Below are 12,503 nucleotides of genomic sequence, written 5' to 3'. Positions count from 1 at the left end.
CAGCGCCCATTCGACGAGATCAGAACAGGCGCGTGAGCAGATAGAACGCCGCGCCGACGATGGCGCTCGCCGGGATGGTGATGAACCAGGCGACGATCACGCGGCTCGCGACCGACCAGCGCACCGCGCTCGCACGCCGGGCCGCGCCGGTGCCGACGACCGAACCGGTGATGGCATGGGTCGTCGATACCGGAATGCCCATCGCGCTCGCGCCGAAAACCACGACCGAACCCGCGCTCGAGGCACAGAAGCCCGAGTGGTGGTTGAGCTTGGTGAGCTTGGAGCCCATCGTCTTGATGATCTTCCACCCGCCCGAAAGCGTGCCCAGCGCGATGGCCGTGTAGCAGGCCAGCACGACCCATTCGGGCACGTGGAAATCGCCCTCCAGATGCCCGGTCGAATAGAGCAGCACGGCGATGATGCCCATCGTCTTCTGCGCGTCGTTGCCGCCGTGGCTGATCGAGTAGGCGGCCGAGGACAGGAGATGCAGCGCCTTGAACACCGAGTTCGACCCGCGCGGCGAGAAGCCCTTGAACAGCCAGCTCGTGCCCAGCATCAGCAGCATCGCGATGGCAAAGCCGATGGTCGGCGACAGGAAGATCGCGACGATGGTCTTGGTCGTGCCCGAGCTTTCGACCACCGCGAAGCCGCCGTGGGCAAGGCCTGCGCCGAGCAGGCCGCCGATCAGCGCATGGCTCGAGCTCGAGGGAATGCCCTTGAGCCAGGTCACCACGTTCCAGAACATCGCGCCGACCAGTGCGCCGAAAACGACCGCAGGCGTCACCGCGTCCTTGTCGATGATACCCTTGCCCACGGTCTCTGCGACGTGGAGCCCCATGATCCAGTAGGCCGCGAAGTTGCCGCCCGCGGCGAAGAGCACCGCCATGACCGGCGAGAGCAGCCGCGTCGCGACGACTGTCGCGATCGCGTTCGCGGCATCGTGCAGCCCGTTGAGGAAGTCGAAGGCCAGTGCGAGCGCGACGAGCCCGAACAGCAGCGGGAGGGCGAGACTATGGTCCATGGCGCTTGAGCTAGACGATCAGGCGTGATCGATGACGAGGCCGTCGATCTCGTTGGCGAGATCCTCGAAACGGTCGACCACGCGCTCGAGACGCTTGAACATCTCCTGACGCACGATGAAGTGCAGCGCGTCCTTGCCCTGCGATTCGCGGAACACCCGGCGCAGGCCCGCTGCGTGGATGTCGTCGGCGTGGCCTTCCATGCGCACCAGACGCTCGGTCAGCTCGTGCAGGCGGTGACCGTTGTCGGCTACCTTGCGCAGCAGCGGCATGATCTCGGCACTGAGGCGCGCGGCATCGACGATGATCGCGGCCATGTCGATCATCTCCGGCTCGAACTCGGCGACGTCGTAGAGGCTGACCGCGCCCGCCACCTGCTGCATCTCGTCGATGGCATCGTCCATCGTCGTGATCAGGCTGGTGATCGAGGAGCGGTCGAAAGGCGTCAGGAACGTACGGCGTACCGACTGGAGCACCTCGCGGGTAATCTCGTCGGCGTCGTGCTCGCGCTCCTCGATCTCGCGGATGTGCTGGTTGCGCCCCGGCCCGCCCTGCGCGAGGCGCGCCAGCGCATCGGCGCCTGCGACCAGCGTACCGGCCTGCCTCTCGAACAGCTCGAAGAACTCGCCCTGCTGCGGCAGCAGCTTCTGGAACCAGGCGAACATGGCATTGACTCCCGTTCTGTCGGCCACCGCGGCGAGCATGCGCGCGGGGCTGGCGGCGACGCGGAACTCGCGCGCGCCGAAGGATCGGATAAGGGCGGCGAGGTCTTCCTCGTCGACGGCATCGGCGGCCTCGGCCAGCGAGAACCAGCGCCGCTCGCGCTGGTGCTGCTCGTCCCAGGTCTCCAGTTCCTCGGTCACCGCGAAGGGGAAGACGTCGACGTCGGCCCAGACCGAGGCGCCCGAATTGCGGCGCTTGCGATAGCGATAGGAGCCGAGCGGAGTGGGACACACCGCGCCGAGCACGCCTGCTTCCTCCTCCGCCTCGACGGCGGCGGCGGAATGCGGGGCGAGGCCCTTCATCAGCCCGCCCTTGGGGATCACCCAACGGCGCGTCTCGCGCGAGGTGATCAGCAGGATCTGGATCGGCGCGTCGAAACTCGCACCCTCGGTGCGATAGGGAAGGACGGCGATCTGGCGCATCGGCATTGGTTACCCCCCTCCTTTTCGGCGTGGGTCGAATCTACTCGGCGAATCCGGGATGAGTTGCGCGCCCTAGCGCGCGGGCGCCGGTCACGCAATCGTCACAAACACGGTTTTCCGGGAGTTCGTGGCAACCTGGCCACGGGTGCACCCGGTCCACGACCGGGGCACCCGGCTGGCTAGAGCAAAGCGTCGGCAAGAACCGCCGCACGAAGTTCGGCAATGCCCAGCCCCTTTTCGGAACTGGTGACGTGCACGATGGGATAGGCCGCAGGGTGCTTGCGCGCCTCGGCCTGCGTGGCGACGCGCACCTTCTCGAGCTCGCTCGCCTTGACCTTGTCGGCCTTGGTGAGGACGATGCGATAGCCGACCGCGGCCTCGTCGAGCATCTTCATCATCTCGGCGTCGACCGACTTGATGCCGTGGCGCGAATCGACCAGCAGCAGCGTGCGGTGCAGCACCACGCGCCCGCGCAGGAACTCGCGCACCAGGCGGCGCCAGGTCTCGACCACCGAGAGCGGGGCCTTGGCGAAACCGTAGCCGGGCATGTCGACGAGGCGGAACTGCAGCGGCTCGCCCACGTCGAAGAAGTTGAGCTCCTGCGTGCGCCCCGGCGTGACCGAGGTGCGCGCAATCGCCTTGCGCCCGGTGAGCGCGTTGAGCAGCGAGGACTTGCCGACGTTCGAACGTCCGCAGAACGCGATCTCGGGCACGTCGGGATCGGGCAGAAACTTGAGCGCGGGCGCGCTCTTGAGGAACGCCACCGGGCCCGAGAAGAGCTTGCGCGCGCGCTCGACGGTTTCCTCGTCGAAGGCCTCGACGCCCTTGCCCGCCTCGGGCTCGTTATGGTTGTCGGTGCTCACGTCAGTTCTTGCCCTTGGCGCGCGCCTTGGCCCGCGCGGTGTCCTCGGTGACCTTTTCGGCCTGCGCCTGCAACTGCGGGTGACGGCTGTAGAGGAACTTCTGCTGCGCGATGGTCAGCAGGTTCGAGGTGATCCAGTACAGCAGCAGACCCGCGGCGAAGGGTGCCATGACGAACATCATGAACCAGGGCATGATCATGAAGATCTGCTGCTGGGTCGGGTCCATCTGCGCCGGGTTGAGCTTGAACTGCAGGAACATGGTGATGCCCAGCAGCAGCGCGAGGACGCCGATGGCGAGGAAGCTGGGCGGATCGAACGGCAGCAGGCCGAACAGGTTGAGGATGTGCAGCGGGTCGGGCGCCGAAAGGTCCTTGATCCACAGCACGAAGGGCTGGTGGCGCATCTCGATGGCAAGGATCAGCGTCTTGTAGAGCGCGAAGAACACCGGGATCTGAAGGAACATGGGGAGGCAGCCCGCGAGCGGGTTCACGCCTTCCTCCTTGTACAGCTTCATCACTTCCTGCTGCTGCTTCTGCTTGTCGTCCTTGTAGCGCTCCTGGATCGCCTTCATCTTGGGCTGGACCGCGCGCATCGCCGCCATCGAGGCGAACTGGCGCTGGGCGATCGGGAACATGATGCCGCGCACGATGAGCGTCAGCAGGATGATCGCGACACCGAAGTTGCCGACGAGGCTGAACAGCTTGGTCAGCAGCCAGAAGATCGGCTTCTCGAACCAGCGGAACCAGCCCCAGTCGATCGAGAGGCCGAAGTTCTTGATGCCCTGCGCCTCGTAGGCGTCGAGCACCTCGTGCTCCTTGGCACCGGCGAACAGCTTGGTGGTGCGCTTGAGCTGCTGGCCGGCCTGCAGCGCCTGCTGCGGGTAGAGCAGGTCGGCGCGGAAGATGTTGTTGCCGAGCGAGCGATAAGTGCCCTCGGCCTTGGCGTCGACGGGAGCGACGGTCGACATCCAGTAGACGTCGGTGAAGCCGATCCAGTCGGCATTGCCCGCCTCGTCGATGGTGCCGGCCTCGGCGACGTCGTCGTAGTCGGTGCCGAAGGTAACCGAACCGTCGAAGGCGCCGACCGGGCCCGAATGGACCTGGAAGCTATCGAGGCTGGCGGTCTTGTCGGTGCGGTTGACGAAGGCGAAGGGCTGGACGACGACCGGGCCATTGCCGGTGTTGCGCACCGTCTGGTCGACGGTGATCATGTAGTTGTCGTCGATGCGGTAGGTCAGCGCGAACTGCTGGCCCGAACCGTTGTCCCAGGTCAGCGTGAGCGGGGTCGACGGGGTCAGCTTGGCACCGGCGGGCGCCTTCCACTCGACCATGTTCGAGGCGTCGGGGGCCTTGATGCCCTGCCCGACCCAGCCGAAGCGCGCGAACTGCTGCGCAGGCGTGCCGCGCGGCGAGTAGATGCGCACCGGCCCCGAATCCTTCTCGACCGTCTCGCGGTGGCGGTTGAGCACGAGGTCATCGAGCACCGCGCCCTGAAGGTTGATCGAACCCGACAGGCCCGGCGCCTCGATGGCGACGCGGTTGCCTGCGGCGAGCGCGCTCTTGAGGTCCTGCTTCTCCAGCGCCAGCGAAGCCGCGTCGCGCAGGCCGCCTTCGCGGCTGGGCTTGCCCGGCTTGGTTGCCTCCTCGGCCCCGCCGGCCGCGACCGTCTGGGTCGGTGTCTTGGCCTGCGGATAGAAGTAGCCGACGCCCGCCTGCCATCCGAAGAGGACAAGCGCAGTCAGCAAGACTGCCAGGATTACGTTACGCTGGTTCTGCACCTGGGATTTTTCCTGTCGTCTATTCGTCAGTGGCACGAGCAGTCGTCGCCGACGCCCTTGCCCGTGTTGTCATCTGTTCCGGGGACCGGGTCATAGCCATGCCCACCCCAAGGCTGGCAGCGCAATAGACGCCATAGTGCGAGGCATCCACCCTTAATCGCACCGTGCGTCCGCACTGCCTCGATCGCGTATTGCGAGCAGGAGGGAGAAAAGCGGCATGTCGGGGGCATGATCCGCGAGGGACCAAGCTGCCAGCCGCGCGCGATCGCGATCATCACCAGTGCCGGTATCGCACGGACGAAGGCGAGTGCCCGGCTCACGATTTCGGCGCAGGAGCGTCGGCAGGTGCGGTCTCGCCGCGCCCGCGCGCACGGTGCTGACCGCCCTTGCCTGCGCCTTTCGCGCCACCCTTGGGGCCACCCTTCCCGCGCCGCGCACCGCGTGGCGGGTCGACCTTGCCCTCGCGGATGCGGGTCAGCGCGGCGAGCAGCTCTTCGCGCAGGCTGGCGAAGTCGCGCTCGACCCCTCCCTCGCGTCCGATCAGGACGTGGTCGGTATCGGCGAAACCGTGTTCGGGCAGGATCTCGCGCAGCAGCGCGCGGAAGCGGCGCTTCATGCGATTGCGCACGACCGCGTTGCCGATCTTCTTGGTGACGGTGATCCCGGCACGGCGCCCCTGCCCGCCGTTGCGATTCGCCAGCAGCACGAAACCCGGGCGCGCCACGCGCTGCCCGCGATTGGCCGCGAGGAAGTCGGATCGCTTCGACATCGTCAGGTAAGGCGCACGCTGTGCCTGCGCGGGCTCTCGGGCAGCGCCCGGAGCGGAAGGAGTGCCGGTCTCGTCGGTCATCGGGTCAGTCCCTGCCCGCGCACTCGCGCCGCGACAACGCGATTCGCGAAAACAGGAGCCCCAAAACGGCGGCGGCCCGCGCCCCGCCCGGATTCCCCGCAAGGGGAACGCCGGTCAGGACAGCGGGCCGTTGCCGTATCCGGCCTCTCCGCGAGGGAGAGGCGGAAAGCCGGTCCGATCAGGCCGAAAGCTTCTTGCGGCCGCGGGCGCGGCGCGCACGAAGCACCTTGCGGCCACCGACCGTCGCCGTGCGGGCGCGGAAGCCGTGACGGCGGGCGCGGACAAGGCGGCTGGGCTGGAAAGTGCGCTTCATGTCAGTCCTCGAAAATACCAATAGGCCCCGAAGGACCGAACAAAACGGGCCGCCCACAAGGGACGACCGCAGAACAGATGCGCGCCGTTACGTGAGCCGGGTGCGAGAGTCAAGACGATGGGGGTGATTCGTTGTACTTCCACCGCCACCTTGACCGCGTAGTTGCGCGCGGCCAGTCTCGCCTGCGGATACTTCAGGGCAGGAACGGGGACAAGAAGGAAGATGGGACGGTGATGGGGCTTTCGCTGCTGGTGACGGGACTCTTCGTCGCGTTCCTGTGCCTTTTCGTTCTTGCACTGGCCTTCGAGCACCTGCTCTTGCGCCATGTCCTCTCGAGCCCCGTCGCAATCAAGCTGCTCGCGGTGCTGGCCGCATGGGTGAGTGGCGCGCTCCTGCTCGCGGGCACGGTTCTCTATGCCTATGCGCTACCCGGCCAGGAGCAAGGCGCCATGCCCGTGGCGATCGCCGCCTTGTCGAGCCTGCTGACGCTCGCCATTCCTGCGGGCGTTCTCGCGCTGATCGGCTATTTCGGCGCGCGCAAGCGTCAGGAAGAGGCGCGGCGCGTCCAGCCCGGCGTCGAGAAGACCTTCACCTGACGGCGAGCGTCCGGTCTTTCTTAACGGCGATCAAGTGAGACCTTGCGGCTCAGGCCAAATGGATCAGTCGCCCGCGTAGGCAAAAGTAACGGGGGCGAAAGTCACGCGGGCGCGCTGCGCCAGTTCATCGGGCATAGAAACCTCGTCGAACTGAACCCACAGACCCATGACCCCCGCGCCGAACCAGCGCGCCGAATCGAAGGGCACCGAGTTCGTCATGGCGTAGAAGGCCTCGGCCTCGATCGGGCTCATGCCCATCTGGTTGTAGTAGTCGAGATAGCGGCGGTTCGAGGGCGCAGCCGCATCGTAGTCGCCCGGTTCGTGACCATCGACGTCGAGCCACGAGTGCACCGCGAACTCGGCGCCCGCATCGACGCTGCGACGCACGCCTGCGAGGAACAGTTCGACCGCGCCCGAGCGCACCGAGCCGCCGCGCGGGACCCGCGTGGCGATACCCTGCGCGCGGATCATGCGCCCGAGGCGCAGGTTGGCGAGGTCATCATAGGTGCCCGGACATTCCACCAGATCGAGCGTGGCGATCCCCGGATAATCGCGCAGCATCGCCGAGAAGGCCTCGGGACTGCGCGAATCGGTGCTGTCGACAAGCGCCGCGCGACCTGCGTCGATCACCCGGAACGGGCCATAGCTGGCCAGCGCCTTGATGGCGCCTCCAGCTGTGCCAGCGGTTCCGGCATTCGCGGCAATGTTGCGCTGGCCACCGGTGGGAAGCGTGATCTCGGGCTCGATCGTCTCGTAGGAGATATGCTGCGCGGCTGCAGGGGCGGCAGCGAGCATGGCGAGCGGGCCGAGAAGGGCAAGGTACGAGCGCATGATCCCAAAACTGCGCCGCAGCCCCTTTCGCAATCGATGCGAAACGAGGTTAAAAAGAAGTAAGGGCCTACCCTCGCGCAGTGTTTTCCCTCGACACCACAAGCGTGCCCCCGCAACAATCGGGGCAAATCCGCAAGTTCCGCGCGCAGCAACCCGCAAACGGGCAAAAGGTTCCTCAGGGGTCAGGGCCCGCTACGCAGGCCTGCGCGGTTTGCGTCAAGATGGCTCAGGGCAAGAAAGGAAGACGAAGGAATATGTCGATCTTTCAAGACTTCCTGACGCGGCGCTGGGCCATTTTGATCAAATCCCTGCGGGACGCTGGAATGGCTTCCATCTCGAACCGATGCGCCCTTGGGCGGGCAAGCAGCCCGCCCGGCAGCCGCTTCGGTCCGATCTGTTGGCCATTCCGGCGCCTCGCAGGCCTGCGTAGCGGGTCCTGACCCCCATGGTCGCACTTGTCTCGACGGTCGCCTACCTCGGGCTCGAGGCGCGCAGCGTCGAGGTGCAGTGCCAGGTGGCACCCGGAATGCCCGGCTTCGCGGTGGTCGGCCTGCCCGACAAGGCGGTGGGAGAAAGCCGCCAGCGGGTGACGGCCGCGCTCACCGCGATGGGCCTCGCGCTTCCGCCCAAGCGGATCACGGTCAACCTTTCGCCCGCCGACCTGCCCAAGGAAGGCTCGCACTACGACCTGCCGATCGCGCTCGCGCTGCTCACCGCGATGGGCGTGCTCGACGCCGAACATATGGCCGAATATGTCACGGTGGGCGAACTCGCACTCGACGGGCGGGTGATCGCCTCGCCCGGCGTGCTGCTCGCCGCGCTCCACGCGCTTTCCGCCGACAAGCGACTGATCTGCCCCGCCGTGCAGGGGCCCGAGGCCGCCTGGGCCGGGGGTGGCTCGGTCATCGCCGCCCCCGATCTCGTCAGCCTGCTCAATCACCTGCGCGGGCGCCAGACCCTGCCCGCCCCGGTTGCGGGCGAGGTCGAGGCAACCGGCAGCGGCCCCGACCTGCGTCAGGTCAAGGGACAGGAGACCGCGCGCCGCGCGCTCGAGATCGCGGCGGCGGGCGGGCACAACCTCTTGATGTGCGGCCCGCCCGGCGCGGGCAAGTCGCTGCTCGCGGCCTGCATGCCCGGCATCCTGCCCGAACTATCCCCGCGCGAGGCGCTCGAGGTCTCGATGGTCGCCTCCATCGCGGGCACGCTGGAAGGCGGGCGCATCTCGCGGGCACGGCCCTTCCGCGCACCGCACCACTCGGCCTCGATCGCGGCACTGACCGGCGGCGGCATCAAGGTACGCCCCGGCGAGGTCTCGATGGCGCACCTTGGCGTGCTCTTCCTCGACGAATTGCCCGAATTCCAGCGACAGGCGCTCGATTCGCTGCGCCAGCCGCTCGAAACCGGCGAAGTCTCGGTCGCGCGCGCCAATGCCCACGTCACCTTTCCCGCGCGCGTCCAGCTCGTCGCCGCGATGAACCCGTGCCGCTGTGGCCACCTCGGCGATGCCGCGCTCGCCTGCTCGCGCGCGCCCAAATGCGCCGCCGACTATCAGGGCAAGGTCTCGGGCCCGCTGCTCGACCGGATCGACCTGCACATCGAGGTCGAGGCAGTGCGCGCCGTCGACCTGGCGCAAGCCGCGCCGAGCGAAAGCAGCGCCGAGGTCGCGGCCCGCGTGGCACAGGCGCGTTCGATCCAGTCCACGCGGCTTGCCGACAGCCCGGCGCGCACAAATGCCGAACTCGAGGGCGACCTGCTCGAAGCCCACGCCACGCCCGATGCCGAAGGGCGCAAGCTGTTGCTGCAGGCAGCCGAGGCGATGCGCCTCTCCGCGCGCGGCTACACCCGCATCCTGCGCGTCGCGCGCACCGTCGCCGATCTGGATGGCGCGCCGGATGTTAAACGCATCCACGTCGCCGAGGCGCTGAGCTATCGAAAGCGCCCACCGGCAAGGTAGTTCAGACCCCGGAACCGGCGAGACCGAGCCCGGCACGAAACGCGGCCAGCAAGCCCTGCCCCTCGCTCCATGCGCCAAGCCCGCTCCCGGCATTGATGTGGCCCTTCTCGCCGACGTCGACGAAGCCCGTGCCCCACTGCTGCGCACGGGTTCGGGCATAGTCGATCGACGCATAGGGATCGTCGCGGCTGGCGACGAGCAATGCGGGGAACGGCAGGCGCGCGGTCGGGACCGGGGCGAAGCTTCCTGCCTGCGCACGCGGGAAGTCTGCGCCGTCCGGGTCGGGCGGGGCGACGAGGAAGGCACCGGCAACGCGCGCGACCTGCGCGCTGCCTTCCGCCCAGTGCGCGACGAGCAGGCAGGCCAGTGAATGTGCGACGAGGACCACCGGCCCGGCACATGCCTCTAGTTCGCGCTCGAGCGCGGAGATCCAGTCGGAGAGCCCGGGCTGGTCCCAGCTTGACGGGCGGAAGCGACGGGCCGCGGTGTCAGCCTCCTGCCACAGGCTCTGCCAGTGCGCGGGGCCAGAGCCGCCGATACCGGGCAGGACGAGGTTCGACATGGCGCGTTTTCCTTGTGCCGGCGCGACTTGCGCGTGCCCTCTATGTGCCGCGCGCCAAGGCGCTTGCCAAGCGGCGCGATGCGCGGCAATCCGGCGCGAGCGGCAGCTGCCCCGAGGCGCTGCCGCCCGGGAACCGACCGCGCATGACTTCGCCCCAAGCTGCCCCGCTCGCCAACGCTGGCCCCGCCCTACATGCGCCGCTGTTAGCCAGCGCGCAGATCGTCTTCGCACAGGTCAGCATCAATTTCGGCGCGGCGCTCGCCAAGGGGCTCTTCGTCAGCCTCGCGCCCGAGCAGGTCGCGGCGCTGCGCTCGGGGATCGCCGCGCTGCTGCTGCTCGCGCTGGTCCGGCCTTGGCGCCGCCGCGCCGCCTTTTCGCGCCGCGACATCGGCTGGTGCGCGCTCTACGGGCTCGCGCTCGGGGGCATGAACCTGATGATGTACGCCGCCTTCGAGCGCATCGCGATCGGCATTGCCTGCGCGATCGAGATCTGCGGCCCGCTCGCGGTGGTGCTGCTCACCACCCGTCGTCCGCGCGACTTCGCCTGGCTGGCGCTGGCAATAGGTGGACTGGTGCTGCTGATGCCATGGCCCGGACGCGCCCATGCCAGCGACCCGGTCGGCATCGCGCTCGCGCTCGGCGCGGCGGCGTGCTGGGCGCTCTACATCATGCTCGGACGCCGCGCCGCGCGGGTGGGCGCGCCCAATGCCGTCGCGATCGGCATGGTCGCGGCCTGCCTCGTCACCGTGCCTGCCGGGCTCGCGCGCGGGCTGCCCGCGCTCGACGCCCCGGTGCTCGCGCTGGCTGCCACGGTCGCCGTGCTGTCGAGCGCGCTGCCCTACGTGCTGGAGATGCGCGCGATGGGCCAGCTGCCCTCGCGCGTGGTCGGCCTGATCTCGAGCGCCGGTCCCGCGACCGCCGCGCTGATCGGCTTTGTCGTTCTGGGCGAGGCGCTCGGCCCCTGGCAGTGGCTGGCGATAGCCGTGCTCGTCACGGCGAGCGCGGGCTGTTCGCTCGGCACCGCGCCGCCGGTCTCGAAGCTGCGCGAGGAACCGCTGACCTGATCGCGCCGCGCTTGCTCGCGCATTCCTCAAGCGCTGGCGGGAAGGTCCTCGATCTCGAGCTGGCGCGCGACTTCGGCGATGACGCGCGGGTCGCTGGCAAAGCCCAGATGCGTGCACCGGATCGCGACGGCGCGGTCGCGTTCGTGCGGCCAGCCTTTCGCGGCGCGCGGGTCGATCACCCCGTCGCGCGGGCTCCACAAGGCAACCGTGGGCACCGGCGGCTTCTCGGCGAAGGCGCACTCGACCGGCGGGGCATCGACCGCGTGCCCGGTGATCACCTGATAGACGCGCCAGGCGTTGTTGGCGCGCGGATCGCCCGAGAACGGCGTGCCCATGGTGACGACGCGCGCCACGCAGCCGGGCTCGCGCCGTGCGATCTCGCGCGCGAAGAGACCGCCCAGACTCCAGCCCACCAGCGTGACCGGCTGGCGATGGCGCCGTGCGAGCGCGCCGACGCGGCGCATCAGGAACGCGAAGTTTGCCTCGGTCGGGCCGAAATTGAAGCCCAGCCCCCAGTCGTGGACCTCGTGCCCCGCCGCGCGCAGCGCCTCTGCCATCGGCGCCATGCGCTTGGGATGCGCGCCGAAACCGGGCAGCAGCATGACCACTTGCGGGCGGCTCGCCGCCGGCAGCGCGCAGGCAGGCCCCGAACTCATGCCCCACAACGAGCCCAGTTCGGCCGCGAAGAGCTTCAGCGCCGGCTTGCGCACCCCTTGCGGATGCGGCTCGCGCACGAAGGCCGCGCGGCGCAGCAGCTGCGCGCGCATGCCCTCGATCTGGCGGGAGAAACTCTGCAATGTCTGGCCGTTCACGTAATTCTGCTTTCTTCGTATCAGTCCTGGGGCGCTTGCCTCTCGATCAGCGGTGCGCCCTACTCATTTCCTTGCCCTTGCTCATTCCCCGCAATCGCCGATGCGTTCGAAGCGCATCTTCGTCTTCATCCGCATGCCGTCCACCGGAGCCGGAGTTCCGTCCATGCGCATGGTCATCGTCACCTCGGACGAGGTGGACCCGACCTTGCCCTGCATGGTCATGACCGCGCGGCCCTGACCCGGTGTTGAACAGGTCATGCGCGCATCGAGCGCACCGCCCTTGACCTCGAAACGGTCGTAGCTGCAGTTCGCTCCCTCTTCGCTCTCGTCGAACATGTCGTGAAAGCCGCGCTCGGTGTCGGCCTCGGTGATGCAGACTTCGCCATCCCTGGGGCCGAAGCTCATGTGGCCGCGCATCTGTTCGGCCATGCCCTCGGGCATCCCCGGCGCCTCGATCTCGAGCAGTTCGACGCTGCGGCGATAGAGCCCCGGACGCGGCTTCTCGATGCCTTCGGCGCGGCTCTGCACCTCGGCGGAGGAGAGCGGCGCGCCCGCGCCAGCCTCTTCCTCGGGGGCATCGCCCGAGCCGCACGAAGCGAGCGAAAACCCGATGGCCAGCGCCAGCGGCCAGCCGACAGGGCGGAGCGAATTGCCGGTCATGTCCTAGTTCTCCTGTCTCGCGCGGCCAGCTTGCGGCGGGTTGCTGCGGGGGCCGGG

At 68.4% G+C, this 12,503-nt stretch carries 14 protein-coding genes; 3 read left to right on the top strand and 11 right to left on the bottom strand.

Going from position 1 to position 12,503, the window contains the following annotated elements:
- Positions 1-19: 19 nt before the first annotated feature.
- The 7 genes from I5E68_RS04370 to rpmH form a co-directional block, all read right to left on the bottom strand.
- The gene (locus I5E68_RS04370; protein WP_197161104.1) at positions 20-1,021 is read right to left on the bottom strand and encodes an inorganic phosphate transporter; all 1,002 of its coding nucleotides are present in this window, start codon (positions 1,019-1,021) and stop codon (positions 20-22) included.
- An 18-nt stretch (positions 1,022-1,039) separates the two neighbouring features.
- Positions 1,040-2,164, bottom strand: coding sequence for a DUF47 family protein (locus I5E68_RS04365; RefSeq protein WP_197164537.1), 1,125 nt, complete (start codon positions 2,162-2,164; stop codon positions 1,040-1,042).
- Between the two features lie 179 nt (positions 2,165-2,343).
- Positions 2,344-2,928: a ribosome biogenesis GTP-binding protein YihA/YsxC gene (gene yihA / locus I5E68_RS04360; protein WP_323982168.1), complete on the bottom strand. Its 585-nt coding sequence runs from the start codon at positions 2,926-2,928 to the stop codon at positions 2,344-2,346.
- Positions 2,929-3,028: 100 nt separating this feature from the next.
- A complete protein-coding gene (gene yidC, locus I5E68_RS04355) occupies positions 3,029-4,804 on the bottom strand; it encodes a membrane protein insertase YidC (protein ID WP_197161101.1) in 1,776 nt (591 codons plus the stop codon).
- A 26-nt stretch (positions 4,805-4,830) separates the two neighbouring features.
- A complete protein-coding gene (gene yidD / locus I5E68_RS04350) occupies positions 4,831-5,079 on the bottom strand; it encodes a membrane protein insertion efficiency factor YidD (protein WP_228727045.1) in 249 nt (82 codons plus the stop codon).
- A 41-nt stretch (positions 5,080-5,120) separates the two neighbouring features.
- Positions 5,121-5,573, bottom strand: coding sequence for a ribonuclease P protein component (gene rnpA / locus I5E68_RS04345; RefSeq protein ID WP_197164536.1), 453 nt, complete (start codon positions 5,571-5,573; stop codon positions 5,121-5,123).
- 259 nt (positions 5,574-5,832) lie between these two features.
- Positions 5,833-5,967: a 50S ribosomal protein L34 gene (rpmH, locus tag I5E68_RS04340; RefSeq protein ID WP_039388288.1), complete on the bottom strand. Its 135-nt coding sequence runs from the start codon at positions 5,965-5,967 to the stop codon at positions 5,833-5,835.
- Positions 5,968-6,197: 230 nt separating this feature from the next.
- Here rpmH and I5E68_RS04335 point away from each other — a divergent pair, with 230 nt between their 5' ends.
- A complete protein-coding gene (locus I5E68_RS04335) occupies positions 6,198-6,563 on the top strand; it encodes a hypothetical protein (RefSeq protein WP_197161095.1) in 366 nt (121 codons plus the stop codon).
- Positions 6,564-6,626: 63 nt separating this feature from the next.
- Here I5E68_RS04335 and I5E68_RS04330 read toward each other — a convergent pair whose 3' ends face one another.
- Complete coding sequence (locus tag I5E68_RS04330) at positions 6,627-7,394, bottom strand: alpha/beta hydrolase (RefSeq protein ID WP_197161093.1); 768 nt, start codon at positions 7,392-7,394, stop codon at positions 6,627-6,629.
- Between the two features lie 445 nt (positions 7,395-7,839).
- Between I5E68_RS04330 and I5E68_RS04325 the strand changes: the two genes are divergently transcribed.
- Positions 7,840-9,348: a YifB family Mg chelatase-like AAA ATPase gene (locus tag I5E68_RS04325; RefSeq protein WP_197161091.1), complete on the top strand. Its 1,509-nt coding sequence runs from the start codon at positions 7,840-7,842 to the stop codon at positions 9,346-9,348.
- A gap of 1 nt (position 9,349) precedes the next feature.
- Here the strand turns inward: I5E68_RS04325 and I5E68_RS04320 are convergent, their stop codons facing one another.
- Positions 9,350-9,910 (bottom strand): RBBP9/YdeN family alpha/beta hydrolase, encoded by a 561-nt coding sequence (locus tag I5E68_RS04320; RefSeq protein WP_197161089.1) that lies wholly within the window; start codon positions 9,908-9,910, stop codon positions 9,350-9,352.
- A gap of 143 nt (positions 9,911-10,053) precedes the next feature.
- On the opposite strand from I5E68_RS04320, the gene I5E68_RS04315 reads away from it, so the two are divergent.
- Complete coding sequence (locus I5E68_RS04315; protein ID WP_197161086.1) at positions 10,054-10,974, top strand: EamA family transporter; 921 nt, start codon at positions 10,054-10,056, stop codon at positions 10,972-10,974.
- A 26-nt stretch (positions 10,975-11,000) separates the two neighbouring features.
- Here the strand turns inward: I5E68_RS04315 and I5E68_RS04310 are convergent, their stop codons facing one another.
- The gene (locus I5E68_RS04310; RefSeq protein WP_197164535.1) at positions 11,001-11,741 is read right to left on the bottom strand and encodes an esterase/lipase family protein; all 741 of its coding nucleotides are present in this window, start codon (positions 11,739-11,741) and stop codon (positions 11,001-11,003) included.
- Positions 11,742-11,867: 126 nt separating this feature from the next.
- Entirely contained in the window at positions 11,868-12,446 is a 579-nt protein-coding gene (locus I5E68_RS04305; protein ID WP_197161084.1) for a DUF3617 domain-containing protein, read from the bottom strand.
- Positions 12,447-12,503 lie beyond the last annotated feature (57 nt).

It is taken from the genome of Novosphingobium aureum, from assembly GCF_015865035.1.
Classification (GTDB): Bacteria; Pseudomonadota; Alphaproteobacteria; order Sphingomonadales; family Sphingomonadaceae; genus Novosphingobium; species Novosphingobium aureum.
This window is presented reverse-complemented; position numbering and strand designations above follow the sequence as displayed.

Bases quoted from the DNA above. Each gene is read 5' to 3' on its own strand.
- I5E68_RS04370 (WP_197161104.1), bottom strand. From the start codon at position 1,021: ATGGACCATAGTCTCGCCCTCCCGCTGCTGTTCGGGCTCGTCGCGCTC.
- I5E68_RS04365 (WP_197164537.1), bottom strand. From the start codon at position 2,164: ATGCGCCAGATCGCCGTCCTTCCCTATCGCACCGAGGGTGCGAGTTTC.
- yidD (WP_228727045.1), bottom strand. From the start codon at position 5,079: ATGATCGCGATCGCGCGCGGCTGGCAGCTTGGTCCCTCGCGGATCATG.
- rnpA (WP_197164536.1), bottom strand. From the start codon at position 5,573: ATGTCGAAGCGATCCGACTTCCTCGCGGCCAATCGCGGGCAGCGCGTG.
- rpmH (WP_039388288.1), bottom strand. From the start codon at position 5,967: ATGAAGCGCACTTTCCAGCCCAGCCGCCTTGTCCGCGCCCGCCGTCAC.
- I5E68_RS04330 (WP_197161093.1), bottom strand. From the start codon at position 7,394: ATGCGCTCGTACCTTGCCCTTCTCGGCCCGCTCGCCATGCTCGCTGCC.
- I5E68_RS04325 (WP_197161091.1), top strand. From the start codon at position 7,840: ATGGTCGCACTTGTCTCGACGGTCGCCTACCTCGGGCTCGAGGCGCGC.
- I5E68_RS04320 (WP_197161089.1), bottom strand. From the start codon at position 9,910: ATGTCGAACCTCGTCCTGCCCGGTATCGGCGGCTCTGGCCCCGCGCAC.
- I5E68_RS04315 (WP_197161086.1), top strand. From the start codon at position 10,054: ATGACTTCGCCCCAAGCTGCCCCGCTCGCCAACGCTGGCCCCGCCCTA.
- I5E68_RS04310 (WP_197164535.1), bottom strand. From the start codon at position 11,741: ATGCGCGCGCAGCTGCTGCGCCGCGCGGCCTTCGTGCGCGAGCCGCAT.
- I5E68_RS04305 (WP_197161084.1), bottom strand. From the start codon at position 12,446: ATGACCGGCAATTCGCTCCGCCCTGTCGGCTGGCCGCTGGCGCTGGCC.